Genomic DNA, 15,994 nt, shown 5'->3' with positions numbered 1-15,994 from the left:
GCGTGTACCTGGCAAAAAATACTTCTCAGTCTGCAAGTGTGGAATTTGTTCGCTTTCAGCGAACAAATTATGCGCGCGGCAGACTGCAAGCCTTTTATTAAAAAAGGGCTTCGCCCTTTTTTGATAATTCTGTATTATATACTTTTTTCCCGGAAAAAACAACCTGGCAAAAATTTGCGTTTACCCCCTATGCAAAACCAGAAAAATAAGGTAAAATACAACCAAGTATGAATAGGGAGGATTCAGTCAATGGACGAACCGAAGTACAAACGGGTGCTGCTGAAGATCAGCGGCGAGGCTCTGGCCGGCGACAAGCACTTCGGCCTGGATTTCCAGGTCATGGGCCGGGTGGCCGACGTCATCAAGGAGTGCGTGGCCATGGGCATCCAGGTGGGCGTGGTCATCGGCGGCGGCAACTTCTGGCGGGGCGTGAAAAACGGCGAGGGCCACATTGAGCGCACCCGTGCCGACCACATGGGCATGCTGGCCACCGCCATGAACTGCATGGCCATGGCTGACGTGCTGGAGCAGAAGGGCGTGGACGTCCGGGTCCAGACGGCGCTGGAGATCAAAGAGGTGGCGGAGCCTTACATCCGGGCCCGTGCCGTGCGCCATCTGGAAAAGGGCCGCGTGGTGATCTTCGGCTGCGGCGTGGGCTGCCCCTTCTTCTCCACGGATACCGCCGCCGTGCTCCGGGCCGCCGAGATCGGGGCTGACGTGATCCTGCTGGCCAAGAACATCGACGGGGTGTACGACTGCGACCCCGCCAAGAACGCCAACGCCGTGAAGTTCGACGCCATCACCTATGACGAGGTGCTCAAGCGGCGCCTGGCCGTCATGGACTCCACCGCCACCAGCCTGTCCATGGACAACCACATTCCCGTGCTGGTGTTCGCCCTGAAGGACCCCTACAACATCGTCCGCGCCCTGCGCGGCGAAAAAATCGGAACAATTGTGAAGGAGGCATAACCCATGCTGAAAGACGAGTACAAGGTTTACGAGGAAAAAATGAAAAAGAGCATCGAATCCGTTGCCAACGACTTTGCCGCCGTGCGTGCAGGCCGTGCCAACGCCTCCGTGCTCAACCGCATCCATGTGGACTATTACGGCACCCCCACCCCCATCCAGCAGATCGCGTCCGTTGGCTCTCCCGATCCCCGCACCCTGGTGATCACCCCCTGGGACGCTTCTGCCCTGAAGGCCATCGAAAAGGCCATTCTGGAGTCTGACCTGGGCATCAATCCCCAGAACGACGGCAAGGCCATCCGCCTGAGCTTCCCCCAGCTGACCGAGGAGCGCCGCAAGGACCTGGTCAAGCAGATCCGCAAGTATACCGAGGGCGGCAAGGTGGCCGTGCGCAACATCCGCCGCGACGCCATGGAGAATTTCAAGAAGCAGCAGAAGGCCTCCGAGATCACCGAGGACGAGCTGAAGATGGCGGAAAAGGACCTGCAGAAGCTGACCGACGACAGCTGCAAGGAACTGGACAAGCTCCTGGAAAACAAGGAAAAGGAGCTCCTGTCCGTCTGATGGGCCTGTTTTCCAAGAAAATTCATCATCACGGGGCGGGGCAGGTGGACAAGAGCCGCCTGCCCCGCCACATCGCTATTATTATGGACGGCAACGGTCGTTGGGCGAAGCAGCGGGGTCTGCCTCGCACTGCCGGACATAAAGTGGGGGCCGAGACCTTCCGCAAAATCGCCACCTACTGCAAGGACCTGGGGGTGGAATACCTGACGGTGTACGCTTTCTCCACGGAAAACTGGAGGCGTCCCGCCGACGAGGTCAGCACCATCATGGCCCTGCTCAAGCAGTATATGCTGGAGGCCATCGACTCCATGGAGCGGGACCAGATCCGCCTGCGCTTTCTGGGGGACCTGTCCGCCATTTCGCCGGAGCTGCAGGCCCTGGTGGACCGCACCAATGAGATCTCCACCCACATTCACGGGTTCCAGGCCAACGTTTGCCTGAACTACGGCGGCCGGGACGAGATTCTCCACGCCGCCCGCCGCTTCGCCCGGGACTGCGCCGACGGTACCGCTGACCCGGACAGCCTCACCGAGGCGGGCTTCTCCGACTATCTCTACTCCGCCGGGATTCCGGACCCGGAGCTCATCATCCGCACCAGCGGCGAGGAGCGCCTGTCGGGCTTCCTGCTGTGGCAGTGCGCCTATTCGGAGTTTTACTTCTGCGACACCCTGTGGCCGGACTTCGACGCCCGGGCCCTGGACAAAGCCATCATCGCCTACCAGAGCCGCGACCGGCGGTTCGGCGGCGTGAAATAGAGAGGATACAGACATGAAACAGAGGATATTGGTGGCTGTGGTGGGCATTCCCGCCCTGCTGGCGGTGCTGTGCATCGCTCCCGCCTGGGCCACGGCCCTGCTGCTGGCGGCCCTGTCCGTCATCGCCGCCCACGAGCTGCTGACGGCGGTGTGCGGCCCGGACAAGGCCCGGCGCTGGACGGTGCTGCCCGCCCTGTGCGGCGTGCTGCTGCTGGGGCGGCAGGTATTTTCCTGGCCGGGCCTGGAGTGGCTGCTGCTGGCGGCGGCTTTGGCCCTGCCCCTTTCCGGGGTGCTGACCTATGGAAAGCCTCAGGCCCTGACCTTTACCGACGTCTGCGCCATGGCCGCGGCGGGCTTCGCCATCCCCTGGGCCTTCTCGGGGCTTTACGGCCTGCGGATGCTGGAGGGGGGGTATCTCCTGGTGCTGACGCCCTTGGTGGCGGCCTTCTGCAGCGATGCCCTGGCCCTGTTCACCGGCATGGCCCTGGGCCGTCATAAGCTGGCCCCCCTGGTCAGCCCCCATAAGACCGTGGAGGGCGCGGCAGGCGGCCTGGTGGGCGGCATGGCCGGCATGGCCATTTTCTGCCTGGTGTACCGGGCCATCACCGGTGTGAACCTGGGCCTGCCCCTGTGCGTGGCCCTGGGCCTGCTGGGGGCGCTGCTGGGGGAGCTGGGGGACCTGAGCTTCTCCGCCGTGAAGCGCCAGTATGGCATCAAGGACTATGGCCGTCTGCTGCCGGGTCACGGCGGCGTGCTGGACCGGTTCGACAGCGTGCTTTTTGCCGCCCCGGTGCTGTGCGCCCTGCTGCGGGCTTTGGCGGCATAAACGGCATAAGGAGAATCGCAACATGACAAAAACCATTTCCCTGCTGGGCTCCACCGGCTCCATCGGCCGCCAGACCCTGCAGGTGGCCCGGGAGCTGGGCCTTTCCGTGGCGGCCCTGACCGCCAACCGCCAGGTGGACCTGCTGGAGCAGCAGGCCCGGGAGTTTCACCCCGCCCTGGCGGTGCTGTACGATCGGGACGCCGCCCGGGAGCTGCGCCTGCGCCTGTCGGACACGGACATCCGGGTGGAGGCGGGGCCGGAGGGCCTGCTGCTGGCGGCTCAGCTGCCCCAGGCCGACACCGTGGTCACCGCCGTTATGGGCAGCGTGGGCCTGGAGCCCACTCTGGCCGCCATCCGCCGGAAAAAGCGCATCGCCCTGGCCAATAAAGAGACCCTGGTCTGCGCCGGGGAGCTGGTCATGGCCGAAGCGGAGCGCTGCGGCGCGGACATCGTCCCCGTGGACTCCGAGCACAGCGCCATTTTCCAGAGCCTCCAGGGCTGCCGGGACCGCAATGAGGTCCGGCGGCTGCTGCTGACCTGCTCCGGCGGCCCCTTCTTCGGCCGCAGCTATCAGCAGCTGGAGTCTGTCACCCCCGCCGATGCATTGAAACACCCCAACTGGAGCATGGGTGCAAAAATCACCATCGACTCTGCTACCCTGATGAACAAGGGCCTGGAGGTCATCGAGGCCATGCGGCTGTACCGGCTGCCGGTGGAGCAGGTGGACGTGGTGATCCACCGCCAGAGCATCGTCCACTCCCTGGTGGAGTACCGGGACGGGGCCATGATCGCCCAGCTGGGCACCCCGGATATGAAGCTGCCCATCCGCTATGCCTTCACCTGGCCCCGTCGGACCCCCAGCCCGGACCGGCCCCTGGACCTGCTGACCTGCGGCGACCTGACCTTCCGGGCCCCGGACATGGACGCCTTCCCCTGCCTGCGCATCGCCCGCCAGTGCGCCAAAGCCGGCGGCACCGCCTGCGCCATTATGAACGGTGCCAACGAGGCGGCGGTGGCCCTGTTCCTGCAGGAGCGCATCGGCTTCAACGACATTCCCCGCCTGGTGGAGTCCGCCCTTTCCCGGGTGGAGGTGAAATATGCCCCGGACCTTCCGGATATACTGGAAGCAGACAGACAGGCGCGAGCCGCTGTACTGCAAACGGTAGGAGACATGGTATGATCTATATTATCGCAGCGATCCTGATTTTCGGCGTCCTCATCGCCGTCCACGAGCTGGGCCACTTTCTGGCGGCCAAGGCCTGCGGCGTGCGGGTCAACGAGTTCGCCATCGGCATGGGCCCCGCCCTGCTGAAAAAAACCAAGGGCGACACCCAGTATTCCCTGCGCCTGCTGCCCATCGGCGGCTTCTGCGCCATGGAGGGCGAGGAGGAGGACTCCAGCGACCCCGCCGCCCTGAATAACCAGGGCTTCTGGCGCAAGCTGCTGATCTTCGCCGCCGGGGCCCTGATGAACTTCCTGGCGGGGCTTATCATCATCCTGGTGCTGTACGCCGGGGTCAAGGCCGTCAACGTCCCGGTGATCCGGGGCTTTGCCGAGGGCTGCCCCCTGGAATCCGCCGCTGGTCTCCAGGAGGGGGACCGCATCCTGTCCATCGACGGGGAGCGCATCTACACCTTCAGCGACGTGTCCCTGCTGCTGGGCCGCAACAAAACCGGGGATTTTGACCTGGTCATCCGCCGGGACGGCCAGAAGCTCCGGCTGGAGAACTTCCACATGGAGCGGGGCGAGTATCTGGACCAGTCCGGCGAAAAGTTCACCGGCTTCGGCCTGTATTTCGGGGCGGAGGAGCTGACCTTCGGCGGGCGCCTGCAATACTGTTGGAACCAGGCGGTGGACTTTGTCCGCCTGGTGCGCCTGAGCCTCCAGATGCTCATCACCGGCGAGGCGGGCTTTTCCGATATGAGCGGCCCCGTGGGCATCGTCTCCACCATCACCACCGTGGGCGAGCAGTCCGAAAGCGCTGCGGCCGCCGCCGCCAACATCGCCTACCTGGCGGCCCTCATCGCCGTGAACCTGGCGGTGATGAACCTGCTGCCCCTGCCCGCCCTGGACGGCGGCAAGATCTTCTTCCTGGTGGTCAACGCCCTGTGTATGCTCACCATCCGCAAACAGATCCCCGCCAAATTTGAAAATTACGTCCACCTGGCCGGCTTCATCCTGCTGATGGGCCTGATGCTGGTCATCACCTTCCAGGACGTGCTGAAGCTGTTCCACTGAATCCCCTTTGCCTCAAAAGGGCGCCGCCCTTTTGAGGCAAATTATGCCATTTATCACACAATTACAGGAGGACAACACCATGAGCAAACAGATCCATGTGGGCGCCGTGGCCGTGGGCGGCGGCGCGCCGGTCAGCATCCAGTCCATGTGCAATACCCCCACCCAGGACGTGGAGCGCACCGTGTCCCAGATCCTCCGTCTGGAGCAGGCCGGGTGCCAGATCATCCGGGTGGCCGTGCCGGATATGGACGCCGCCCGGGCCATCGGCCCCATCCGCCGCCGCATCCACATCCCCCTGGTGGCGGACATCCACTTTGACTATCGCCTGGCCCTGGAATGCGTCCGCCAGGGGGTGGACAAGATCCGCATCAACCCCGGCAACATCGGCTCCGCGGAAAAGGTCCGGGCCGTGGCCGACGCCTGCCGGGACCGGGGCATCCCCATCCGCATCGGCGTCAACGGTGGCTCCCTGGAGCGGGAGCTTCTGCAAAAATACGGCGGCGTCACCGCCCAGGCCCTGGTGGACAGCGCCCTGGGCCACGTCCGCCTGCTGAACGACTGCAATTTTGACGACATCTGCATCTCCGTCAAGTGCTCCCACGTCCCCGTGAACATGGCCGCCTACCGCATGCTTCATGAGCAGACCCACTACCCCCTGCACCTGGGGGTCACCGAGGCTGGCACCCCCCGCCTGGGGGTGCTGAAATCCGCCATCGGCATCGGCGGCCTGCTGTGCCAGGGCATCGGCGACACCATCCGCGTCAGCCTCACGGCGGACCCGGAGGAGGAGGTCCGCGCCGCCCTGGATATCCTGTCTGCCGCCGGTCTGCGGAAAACCGGCCCCGACCTGATCTCCTGCCCCACCTGCGGCCGCACCCGGTACGACATGATCCCCATCGCCCGGGAGGTGGAGCGCCGCCTTCAGGGCTGCACCAAGCCCATCACCGTGGCGGTCATGGGCTGCGTGGTCAACGGCCCCGGCGAGGCCCGGGCCGCCGATGTGGGCATCGCCGGCGGCGACGGCGAGGGCCTGCTGTTCCGCCATGGCGAAATTCTGCGCAAGGTCCCCCAGGACAAGCTGGTGGACGCCCTGATGGACGAGATCGACAAGCTGTAAGGGAGGACCCCGTATGTGCGATAAAATACCGTTTTTCACCTTTTTCGAGAGCTTTGTGCCGCCCCGGGACCTGGGCCTGCTGCTCCACGACGCCTGCGTGGTGGGCGGCAGCATGGACCGGGCGGAGCGCACCATGGAGCTGGAGCTGACGGCCTCCGCCCCGCTGCCGGAGGCCGCCGTCACCGCCCTGCGCCAGCTGCTGATGGACCAGTATCAGCTGCGCCAGCTGCGGCTCCACTTCCGCACCCCCCGGCCCGCGGAGGACAAGTCCGACATCCTCATGGGCCGGGAGATCAAGGGCAAGCCCGTCCCCATCGACGGTCTGAACCCCAAAATGGGCGCCGTGGTGGTGGAGGGCAAGGTCTTTGCCGCCGAGTGCTACGAGACCCGCAAGCCCGGCGTCTGGCGTCTGACCTTCGACATGACGGATTACCGGAATTCCGTCACCGTCACCAAGTACATGGAGGGCAAGGAGGCCCAGTCCATGCAGAACGCCGTATCCCCGGGGATGTGGCTCCGGGTCCAGGGCAATGTGGAGCTGAGCCGCGACGGCAAGGACATTCAGCTGCGCCCCTTCCACATTATGAAGATCCCCCACAAGCCCCGGGAGGACACCGCCCCGGAGAAGCGGGTGGAGCTGCACCTCCACACCAAGATGTCCAACATGGACGCCCTGACGGACACCGCCTCCGTCATCAAGCAGGCCATCGCCTGGGGCCACCCGGCCATCGCCATCACCGACCACGGCGTGGCCCAGTCCTTCCCCGACGCCTGGCACACCGCCAAGGGCAAGATCAAGATCCTCTACGGCGTGGAGGGCTACTTTGTCAATAACTTAGACGACCGCATCGCCGTCCACGGTCCCCAGGACCAGGACTTTTCCGACGAGATCGTCTGCTTCGATATCGAGACCACCGGCCTGAAGGTGGACCGGGAGGCCATCACCGAGATCGGCGCCGTGGTGCTGAAGGACGGCCAGGTCACCGACCGGTTCCAGACCTTCGTGAACCCCGGCCGCCGCCTGACGCCGGAGATCATCGGCCTCACCGGCATCACCGACGCCATGCTGGCGGACGCCCCGTCCCCCAAGGAGGCCCTGACGGCCTTTTTGTCCTTTGTGAACGGCCGCCCCCTGGCGGCCCACAACGCCGAATTTGACATCAGCTTCATCCGGGCCGGCTGCCGCCGGGAGGGCATCCCCTTTGACCCCACCTATGTGGACTCCCTGATCCTGGCCCAGAATCTCCTGCCGGAGCTGCACAAGTTCAAGCTGGACATCGTGGCCGAGTATCTGGACCTGCCCGCCTTCAACCACCACCGGGCCTCCGACGACGCGGCCATGGTGGCCTATATGCTGATCCCGTTTTTCCAGAAGATGGAAAAAGAACTGGGCATCCGCCGCCTCCAGGACATCAACCCCCAGATGCTGAAGCTGCGGCCCCAGGGCAGCAAGTCCAGCCGCTTCCCCAAGCACATCATCATTCTGGCCAAGAACAAAATGGGCCTCAAGCACCTGTACCAGCTGATCTCCGCCTCCAACCTGCAATACTTCAAGCGGGTGCCCATCATCCCCAAAACCGAGCTGATGGCCCATCGAGAGGGGCTTATCATCGGCTCGGCCTGCGAGGCCGGCGAGCTGTTCCAGGCGGTGAAGGACCACAAGGACTGGGCCGAGCTCAAGCGCATCGCCTCCTTCTATGACTATCTGGAGATCCAGCCCATCTGCAACAACCTGTTCATGCTCCGCAACGGCGACGTCCGGTCCGAGGAGGAGCTGCGGGAATTCAACCGCACCATCGTCCGCCTGGGCCGGGAGCTGGGAAAGCCCGTCTGCGCCACCGGCGACGTCCACTTCCAGGAGCCGGAGGACGAGGCCTACCGCCATATTCTCCTTGCCAGCAAGAAGTTCCCCGATGCCGACGCGCCTCTGCCCATCTACTTCAAGACCACCACCGAGATGCTGGAGGAGTTTTCCTATCTGGGCCAGGATCTGGCCCATCAGGTGGTCATCGACAACCCCCGCCGCATCGCCGACCTGGTGGAGGAGATTGAGCTGCTGCCTCCGGGCCAGCTGTTCCCGCCCCGGCTGGAAAACTCCCAGGAGGACCTGAACCGCCTGGTCTGGGACAAGTGTCACGCCCTGTACGGCGACCAGCCTCCCCAGCTGGTGGTGGACCGGCTGAATGTGGAGCTGGGCAGCATCCTGGGGAAGTATGACGTGGTGTATATGTCCGCCCAGAAGCTGGTGCAGCGCAGCCTGGAAAACGGCTACCTGGTGGGCTCCCGTGGCTCCGTGGGCTCGTCCCTGGTGGCCTATATGTCCGGCATCACCGAAGTGAACTCCCTGCCGCCCCACTACCGCTGCCCCAACTGCCGCCATGTGGAATTCATCACCGACGGCAGCTACGGCTGCGGTGCGGACATGCCCGACAAGGACTGCCCGGAGTGCGGCACGAAATACGTCAAGGACGGGTTCGACATCCCCTTCGAGACCTTCCTGGGCTACGGCGGCGGCAAGGTGCCGGATATCGACCTGAACTTCTCCGGCGAGTACCAGGCCCGGGCCCACCGCCACGCCATCGAGATGTTCGGCCAGACCCAGGTGTTCCGGGCCGGCACCATCGGCACCCTGGCGGAGAAAACCGCCTTCGGCTTCGTCCGCAAATACCTGGACGAGCGGGGCCTCACCGCCGGCAATGCCGAGGTAAACCGCCTGACCCAGGGCTGCGTAGGCGTCCGCCGCACCACCGGCCAGCACCCCGGCGGCCTGGTGGTGGTCCCCGACGACATGGACGTGGAGGATTTCACCGCCGTGCAGCACCCCGCCGACGCCGAGGACGCCGACACCATCACCACCCATTTTGAATACCACTGCATGGAGGATAACCTGCTGAAGCTGGACATGCTGGGCCACGATGACCCCACCATGATCCGCATGCTGGAGGACCTCACCGGGGTCAACGCCCGGACCATCCCCCTGGACGACCCGGACACCATGAGCATCTTCACCTCCTCCAAGGTGCTGGGCTTTGAAAACGACGAGTTGCTGGGCCCCACCGGGGCCGTGGCCATTCCGGAGTTCAACACCCGGTTCACCCGGGGCATGCTGGTGGATACCCAGCCCAAGGATTTCAATACCCTGGTGCGCCTGTCCGGCTTCTCCCACGGCACCGATGTGTGGCTGGGCAATGCCCGGGACCTGATCGTCAGCGGCACCGCCTCCGTTCTGGAGACCGTGGGCTGCCGGGACGACATCATGCTCTATCTCATCCATATGGGTCTGGACCCCAAAATGAGCTTCAAGATCATGGAGGCCGTCCGGAAGGGCAAGGTGAAAAAGGGCGGCTTCCAGGACGGGTGGGAGGATGCCATGCGGGCCCATGAGGTGCCCGACTGGTACATTGACTCCCTGGCCAAGATCGGCTATCTGTTCCCCAAGGCCCACGCCGTGGCCTATGTGATGATGGCCTTCCGCATTGCCTGGTTCAAGGTCCACCGCCCCCTGGCGTTCTACGCCACCTTCTTCACCGTCCGGGCCAAGGCCTTCGACGCGGAATACTGCTGCGCCGGCATTGACGCCGTCAAGCGGAAGATCCGTGAGATCGAGAACAACAAGGACGCCACCGCCGTGGAGCAGAGCCTGATGGTCACCCTGGAGGTGTGCTACGAGTTCTATCTCCGTGGCTTCCACTTCGACACCATCAGCATCTACGACTCCCAGGCCACCGCCTTCAAGATCACGGAGAACGGCCTGCTGCCCCCCTTCATCTCCGTCCGGGGCCTGGGCGAGACCGCCGCCCTGGACACCGTGGAAAAGCGGAAGGGAAAGACTTTCATCTCCGTGGAGGAGTTCGCCGCCTGCTGCAGCAAGCTGTCCAAAACCCACATCGAGCAGCTGAAGGCCCTGGGGGCCTTTGCCGGCATGGCGGACACCAGCCAGATCACCCTGTTCGGATGACGGAGTGGCGCTTTGTGTGGTCCCATGGCGACGACCACGAGACGGGGCATGCCCTGTCCCGGGAGATGCTGGCTTTGTACCGGGACAAAAACCCCCAAAAACGGGACATCCCGCCCTGTCCCGGGACAGTTTTTATCGGAAATAACGGTAAACCAATGGCAAGTGACTGTTATTTCAACATCAGCCACAGCCACGGCCTGGTGGCCTGTGCCGTGTCGGATGTCCCCGTGGGCATCGACGTGGAGAAAATCCGTCCGGTTCCGCCCCGGCTGATGGGCATTTTATCGCCGCAGGAGCGGGAATCTGTGCGCTGTGACGCGGATTTCTTCCGGCTCTGGACCCTGAAAGAGGCGCTTATCAAGTGCCGCGGAGGCGTTTTGGGCCAAATCCGGCACGTTCACTTCGATTTGAGCGGTTCATCCATCATTTGCTCCGTCCCCGGCTATTCCTTCTCCCTGCTCCCGGCCCCGGCAGGCTACGCCGCCGCCCTGTGCTGGGAAAATATAGAAGAAGCAACAGAAAGCGAGGAACAAAATGAGCATTTTTGACCGTATTTTTCAGAAAAAGCAGGAAAAATCCAAACAAAAACGCGCAGAATCTCCCACGGACAACCCGGCCGTCCTCCTGGGCCGCCAGCTGGCGGACTCCCTGCGGGAGAAAATCCCCGATACCGCCACCCTTCCGGAAATTCTCACTTATTTCGAGGAAATGTGCCGGATTCCAGTTGAAAATGTGGAAATTCAGGACGATTTGATCACCTGTATAACCGACCCCTTCGGCGAAGAACCGGAGTGGATTCACTTCGCTCTGACCCGCCAGTTCCCGGATGGGGAGGGCGGATCGGTGGAGATTCTGCTGGATATCGGATTTCCGGACGTGAAGGGCCGTCTCCAGCTTGAGGACGAGCTGTGCAGCGACGAATTGGACGAAAGAGAGGATGTTTTTGACTACATTCGCCGTTCTGCCGGTTATATTGCCCTGGAGAATATCCCGCCTGTCGCCGTGGACATCACCTGCGACCAGACATAAAATAGAGCCAAAAATACCGGAACCGGCAGGAATTTTGCCGGTTCCGGTATTTTTGTTGGCAAAATGCAAAGCGCCGCATAGCATGAAAGGGGAGGGGGAACCAAAATGGCCAAACGAGTTTATATCAGTCCCAGCGACCAGGTGGAAAACAAATACGCCTGGGGCAATACCAATGAGCATGTCCAGTGCCAGAGGATCGCCGAGGCGGAGACCGCCGCCCTGCGCCGCTGCGGCGTGGAGGTGCAGCTGGCAAAATTTGGAACCAGCATGGCCCAAAGATGCGCTGAATCCAACGCTTTTGGGGCGGACATCCACAATTGCGTCCACACCAACGCCTTCAACGGAAAGGTCACCGGCACCCGGCTGTTCTGCTTTGCCGTGCCCGGAAAGGGGTACGACGCCTGCCGGGCGGTCTTCGGCGCCCTGGCGCCGCTGACTCCGGGGACCTCGGAGAATATCCAGGCCAATTCCCGGCTGTATGAGGTGCGGACCCCGGCGGCTCCCACCGCCTATGTGGAGTGCGAATTTCACGACAATCCGGAAACGGCCCGGTGGATCATCCAGCACACCGATGAAATCGGCGAGGCCATCGCCCGGGGCCTTTGCCAGTATCTGGGGGTGGCCTATGCTCCGGCCCAGGCGGAAAAGCCCGCGCCCCAGCCCAAGGGGGACGGCCTGTTCCGGGTGCAGGTGGGGGCCTTCGCCAACCGAAACAACGCCGAAAAAATGCTGGAAAGGCTGAAAAAAGCGGGTTTTTCCGGATTTATATCCAGCGAAAAATAGCGCGCCGGTTGTCAAAAAACCTTTTTTGAGACTGTCGAAAAACCTTTGCATATCGCGTTCCCTCCCGGCGCATACTATGGCCGAACGCAAAAATTTCCAACGATTTCTTGCAGGAGGGAAACCATATGGTCAAGGATTTTATCGACACCAACGACTTTTCGGCCCGGGAGCTGCTGGACATGATCCAGCTGAGCCTGTCCATCAAGGACGCCATCCGGGGCGGCTATTACCCGCCGCTGCTGCGGCACATGAACCTGGGCATGATCTTTCAGCAGTCCTCCACCCGGACGCGGGTGTCCTTTGAAACGGCCATGAGCCAGCTGGGGGGCCACGCCCAGTATCTGGGCCCCGGCATGATCCAGCTGGGGGGACACGAGACCATCGAGGACACCGGCCGGGTGCTGAGCTATCTGGTGGACGTGGTGATGGCCCGGGTCATCCAGCACCGCACCGTCGTGGACCTGGCCCGGGCCTGCTCCATCCCGGTGCTCAACGGTATGTCCGACTACAACCACCCCACCCAGGAGATCGGCGACCTGTGCACCATGGCGGAGAACCTGCCCCGGGGGAAGAAGCTGTCGGACTGCAAGGTGGTGTTCGTAGGCGACGGCACCCAGGTGTGCGCGTCCCTGGGCTTCATCACCACCCACCTGGGCATGAAATTCGTCCACTACGGCCCCAAGGGCCACCAGCTGACGGATGGCCACCAGGCCATTATGGAGCGAAACTGCCGGGAAAGCGGCGGCAGCTTCCTGGTCACAGACGACCGCAGCGCCGTCCGGGACGCGGACTTCCTCTACACCGACGTGTGGTACGGCCTGTACGAAAACGAGATGCCCAAGGAGCAGCGGGTGGAGGTGTTCCACGACTATCAGGTGAATCGGGAGCTGATGAGCCTGGGGGCCATCGGCTGCAAGTTCCTCCACTGCCTGCCCGCCACCCGGGGCGAGGACGTCACCGACGAGGTGGCGGACTCCGCCGCCTCCCTGTGCTGGGAGCAGGCCGGAAACCGGCTGACGGCCATGCGGGGCCTGCTGGTCTATTTCACCCGCTGCCGCCCGCAGCACACCGAACTGGAGGAGGCCGCCGCCCGGGAGCAGCTGGAGCGCTTTATGGCGGACCGGGGCCTGAGCTGACATGGAGAAGCGCAAATTCCGCCTGGCGGACGTGGTGCTGTCCGTCATATGCGTGGTGTTCGTGGCGGAGGCCGCCGCCCCGGTGGCCTCCATCGGCAACAGCCAGTATTTCTGGTGGCTGTTCATGATCCTGGCGTTTCTGCTGCCCTATGGGCTGATCTCCTCGGAGCTGGGCACCGCCTTTCCCGGGGACGGCGGCCTGTATGACTGGATCCACACCGCCTGGCCCGACTCCCGCTGGGGCGCCCGGGCCTCCTGGTACTACTGGATCAACTTCCCCCTGTGGATGGCGTCTTTGGCTGTGATGTGTCCGGAGCTGCTGGGGTATGTGTTCGGCTGGCAGCCGGGGCCGGTGTGGTCCCTGGTGATCCAGCTGGCCTTTATCTGGATCGTCACGGTGGTGGCCTTTTACCCGGTGTGCGACAGCATCGTCATCCTGAACCTCAGCGCCGCCATCAAAATTCTGCTGGCGGTGACGGTGGGGGTGCTGGGCATTGTGTATGTGGCCCGGAACGGCTTTGTCAACGATATGTCCGCCGGGACCTTCCTGCCCTCCTTCGACCTGGACAGCCTGTCGTATATCTCCGTCATCATCTTCAACTTCCTGGGCTTTGAGGTGGTGTGCACCTACGCCGGAAGCATGGCGGACCCCCGGCGGCAGATCCCCCAGGCCATCGTCACCGGCGGCGTGGTGATCGCCGCCATCTATCTGTTCTCCGCCTTCGGCATCGGGGCCGCCGTCCCCACCCGGGACATCAGCGTGGACTCCGGCCTCATCGACGCCGTGTCCCTGATGACCGGCCGCACCGGCGGGGTGCTGGTGGGCATTGTGGCCCTGCTGTTCCTGGTGACGCTGTTCGGCAACATGATCTCCTGGTCCATGGGGGTCAACTCCACCGCCGCCTACGCCGCGGAGCGGGGGGACATGCCCGCCGTGTTCACCCGGCGGCGGAAGGACAACGATATGCCCGTGGGCTCGGCCCTGGTCAGCGGGATCGTGGCATCGGCGGTGTGCCTGCTGGGAGCTGCCATCCAGGCGGTAAGCCCGGATTCCTCCCTGTTCTGGAGCTTCTTCGCCCTGAACCTGGTGATGCTGCTGCTGAGCTATATGCCGGTGTTTCCGGCGTTTCTGGCTCTGCGGCGGAAGTATCCGCAGGCGGAGCGGCCCTTCCGGGTGCCGGGAGGCCCGGGAATGCTGCGGGTGCTGGCCTATGTGCCCATGGTGCTCATCGGCCTGTCCATTCTGTTCACCGCCGTGCCCCTGTCCACGGACCGGGAGACCCTGGCCACCATTCTGCCCATTACCGTGGGCTCTGTCATCAGCGTGCTGCTGGGCGAGCTGCTCATCGCCGTCCGGCGGCACCATCAACCCAGATCAGGAGGATAACGACTATGGCAAAACGTATTGTGGGAACCACCCCCCGGCAGGACGGGTATCGCATGCCCGGGGAATTTGAGGAGCAGACCGGCGTGTGGATGCTGTGGCCCCAGCGGCCCGACAACTGGCGGGGCGGGGCCAAGCCCGCCCAGCAGGCCTTTGCCGACGTGGCCCGGGCCATCGCCCGGTTCGAGCCGGTGACGGTGTGCGTGAATCCCGACCAGTTCCAGAACGCCCGGGCCCGGCTGCCGGAGGACATCCGGGTGGTGGAGATGACCAGCAACGACGCCTGGGTCCGGGACTGCGGCCCCACCTTTGTGAAAAACGATCAGGGGAACCTGCGGGCGGTGGACTGGACCTTCAACGCCTGGGGCGGCCTGCATGACGGGCTGTACTTCCCCTGGGACCAGGACGACCTGGTGGCCCGGAAAATCTGCGAGCTGGAGGGGGTGGACAGCTACCGCACCGACGGTTTCGTGCTGGAGGGCGGGTCCATCCATGTGGACGGCCAGGGCACGGTGCTGACCACGGAGATGTGCCTGCTGTCCCCGGGCCGGAACCCGGAGCTGAGCCGTCGGGATATCGAAGAAAAGCTCTGCGACTATCTGGGGTGCGAAAAGGTCATCTGGCTGCGGGACGGCATCGACCCCGACGAGACCAACGGCCACATTGACGACGTGGCCTGCTTCGTGGCCCCGGGGGAGGTGGCCTGCATCTGGACCGAGGACCCGGAGAACCCCTTTTATCAGGCGGCCCAGGACGCCTTCCGCACCCTGAGCCAGGCCACCGACGCCAAGGGCCGGCGGCTGACGGTGCACAAGCTGTGCCTGACCAAAAAGCCCTGCTGTCTGGAGGGGGCGGAGACCATCGACGCCGTGGAGGGTACCGTACCCCGGGAAAACGGCGAGGTCAGCATCGCCTCGTATATGAATTTCCTCATCGTCAACGGGGCCGTTATCGCCCCTCAGTACGGCGACGAAAACGACCAGCTGGCCATCCAGCAGCTGCAGCAGATGTTCCCGGACCGGCAGATCGTGGGGGTCCAGACCCGGGAGGTGGCCTTCGGCGGCGGCAACATCCACTGCATCACCCAGCAGCAGCCCAAGGCGTGAGCGTGGGGGAGGAAGTATTTTTGCCAGGTACACGCCCCGGCAAAAAATGATTGCATTTGCTTTGCCGCCCGCGGGCGGCAAACTCTGCGAGGCTTTTTTGACAAGAAAAATCCCGGGGGGGGGGTGGGGGGG

General features: G+C 63.7%; 15 protein-coding genes. All 15 read left to right on the top strand.

Annotation, left to right across the window (positions count from 1 at the left end; all coding sequences use genetic code 11):
• A partial coding sequence (locus tag LKD37_RS14155; protein WP_302929785.1) for a hypothetical protein occupies positions 1–231 on the top strand: 231 nt, incomplete at its 5' end.
• Between the two features lie 18 nt (positions 232–249).
• The gene (pyrH, locus tag LKD37_RS14150; protein WP_302929784.1) at positions 250–969 is read left to right on the top strand and encodes a UMP kinase; all 720 of its coding nucleotides are present in this window, start codon (positions 250–252) and stop codon (positions 967–969) included.
• A 3-nt stretch (positions 970–972) separates the two neighbouring features.
• Positions 973–1,530: a ribosome recycling factor gene (gene frr / locus LKD37_RS14145; RefSeq protein ID WP_302929783.1), complete on the top strand. Its 558-nt coding sequence runs from the start codon at positions 973–975 to the stop codon at positions 1,528–1,530.
• Positions 1,530–2,285, top strand: coding sequence for an undecaprenyl pyrophosphate synthase (gene uppS / locus LKD37_RS14140; RefSeq protein ID WP_302929782.1), 756 nt, complete (start codon positions 1,530–1,532; stop codon positions 2,283–2,285). Before frr ends, uppS begins: the two co-directional genes overlap by 1 nt.
• Before the next feature lie 13 nt (positions 2,286–2,298).
• Positions 2,299–3,111, top strand: coding sequence for a phosphatidate cytidylyltransferase (locus LKD37_RS14135; RefSeq protein WP_302929781.1), 813 nt, complete (start codon positions 2,299–2,301; stop codon positions 3,109–3,111).
• Positions 3,112–3,133: 22 nt separating this feature from the next.
• Positions 3,134–4,291, top strand: a complete 1,158-nt coding sequence (locus LKD37_RS14130; protein WP_302929780.1) for a 1-deoxy-D-xylulose-5-phosphate reductoisomerase — start codon at positions 3,134–3,136, stop codon at positions 4,289–4,291.
• On the top strand, positions 4,288–5,349 hold the full coding sequence (locus LKD37_RS14125) for a M50 family metallopeptidase (RefSeq protein ID WP_302929779.1): 1,062 nt from the start codon (positions 4,288–4,290) through the stop codon (positions 5,347–5,349). The genes LKD37_RS14130 and LKD37_RS14125 overlap by 4 nt, the downstream gene beginning before the upstream one ends.
• Positions 5,350–5,392: 43 nt before the next feature.
• Positions 5,393–6,466 carry a flavodoxin-dependent (E)-4-hydroxy-3-methylbut-2-enyl-diphosphate synthase gene (gene ispG / locus LKD37_RS14120; RefSeq protein ID WP_302929778.1) on the top strand — a complete coding sequence of 358 codons (1,074 nt, stop codon included), beginning with the start codon at positions 5,393–5,395 and terminating at the stop codon, positions 6,464–6,466.
• A gap of 13 nt (positions 6,467–6,479) precedes the next feature.
• Positions 6,480–10,424 (top strand): PolC-type DNA polymerase III, encoded by a 3,945-nt coding sequence (locus tag LKD37_RS14115; protein WP_302929777.1) that lies wholly within the window; start codon positions 6,480–6,482, stop codon positions 10,422–10,424.
• Positions 10,425–10,579: 155 nt separating this feature from the next.
• Positions 10,580–10,972 carry a 4'-phosphopantetheinyl transferase family protein gene (locus tag LKD37_RS14110; protein WP_302929776.1) on the top strand — a complete coding sequence of 131 codons (393 nt, stop codon included), beginning with the start codon at positions 10,580–10,582 and terminating at the stop codon, positions 10,970–10,972.
• Complete coding sequence (locus LKD37_RS14105; RefSeq protein WP_302929775.1) at positions 10,959–11,453, top strand: hypothetical protein; 495 nt, start codon at positions 10,959–10,961, stop codon at positions 11,451–11,453. Before LKD37_RS14110 ends, LKD37_RS14105 begins: the two co-directional genes overlap by 14 nt.
• A gap of 105 nt (positions 11,454–11,558) precedes the next feature.
• On the top strand, positions 11,559–12,236 hold the full coding sequence (locus LKD37_RS14100; RefSeq protein ID WP_302929774.1) for an N-acetylmuramoyl-L-alanine amidase: 678 nt from the start codon (positions 11,559–11,561) through the stop codon (positions 12,234–12,236).
• Positions 12,237–12,361: 125 nt separating this feature from the next.
• Entirely contained in the window at positions 12,362–13,372 is a 1,011-nt protein-coding gene (gene ptcA / locus LKD37_RS14095) for a putrescine carbamoyltransferase (RefSeq protein ID WP_302929773.1), read from the top strand.
• 1 nt (position 13,373) lies between these two features.
• On the top strand, positions 13,374–14,759 hold the full coding sequence (locus tag LKD37_RS14090; RefSeq protein ID WP_302929772.1) for an APC family permease: 1,386 nt from the start codon (positions 13,374–13,376) through the stop codon (positions 14,757–14,759).
• A gap of 5 nt (positions 14,760–14,764) precedes the next feature.
• A complete protein-coding gene (gene aguA, locus LKD37_RS14085; RefSeq protein WP_302929771.1) occupies positions 14,765–15,862 on the top strand; it encodes an agmatine deiminase in 1,098 nt (365 codons plus the stop codon).
• Positions 15,863–15,994 lie beyond the last annotated feature (132 nt).

This window comes from Brotocaccenecus cirricatena, from assembly GCF_020687045.1.
Taxonomy (GTDB): Bacteria; Bacillota; Clostridia; order Oscillospirales; family Oscillospiraceae; genus Vescimonas; species Vescimonas cirricatena.
This window is presented reverse-complemented; position numbering and strand designations above follow the sequence as displayed.

Excerpts from the sequence above, each read along its gene's own strand:
- pyrH (WP_302929784.1), top strand. The coding sequence starts at position 250 with ATGGACGAACCGAAGTACAAACGGGTGCTGCTGAAGATCAGCGGCGAG.
- frr (WP_302929783.1), top strand. The coding sequence starts at position 973 with ATGCTGAAAGACGAGTACAAGGTTTACGAGGAAAAAATGAAAAAGAGC.
- uppS (WP_302929782.1), top strand. The coding sequence starts at position 1,530 with ATGGGCCTGTTTTCCAAGAAAATTCATCATCACGGGGCGGGGCAGGTG.
- LKD37_RS14135 (WP_302929781.1), top strand. The coding sequence starts at position 2,299 with ATGAAACAGAGGATATTGGTGGCTGTGGTGGGCATTCCCGCCCTGCTG.
- LKD37_RS14130 (WP_302929780.1), top strand. The coding sequence starts at position 3,134 with ATGACAAAAACCATTTCCCTGCTGGGCTCCACCGGCTCCATCGGCCGC.
- LKD37_RS14125 (WP_302929779.1), top strand. The coding sequence starts at position 4,288 with ATGATCTATATTATCGCAGCGATCCTGATTTTCGGCGTCCTCATCGCC.
- ispG (WP_302929778.1), top strand. The coding sequence starts at position 5,393 with ATGCCATTTATCACACAATTACAGGAGGACAACACCATGAGCAAACAG.
- LKD37_RS14115 (WP_302929777.1), top strand. The coding sequence starts at position 6,480 with ATGTGCGATAAAATACCGTTTTTCACCTTTTTCGAGAGCTTTGTGCCG.
- LKD37_RS14110 (WP_302929776.1), top strand. The coding sequence starts at position 10,580 with ATGGCAAGTGACTGTTATTTCAACATCAGCCACAGCCACGGCCTGGTG.
- LKD37_RS14105 (WP_302929775.1), top strand. The coding sequence starts at position 10,959 with ATGAGCATTTTTGACCGTATTTTTCAGAAAAAGCAGGAAAAATCCAAA.
- LKD37_RS14100 (WP_302929774.1), top strand. The coding sequence starts at position 11,559 with ATGGCCAAACGAGTTTATATCAGTCCCAGCGACCAGGTGGAAAACAAA.
- ptcA (WP_302929773.1), top strand. The coding sequence starts at position 12,362 with ATGGTCAAGGATTTTATCGACACCAACGACTTTTCGGCCCGGGAGCTG.
- LKD37_RS14090 (WP_302929772.1), top strand. The coding sequence starts at position 13,374 with ATGGAGAAGCGCAAATTCCGCCTGGCGGACGTGGTGCTGTCCGTCATA.
- aguA (WP_302929771.1), top strand. The coding sequence starts at position 14,765 with ATGGCAAAACGTATTGTGGGAACCACCCCCCGGCAGGACGGGTATCGC.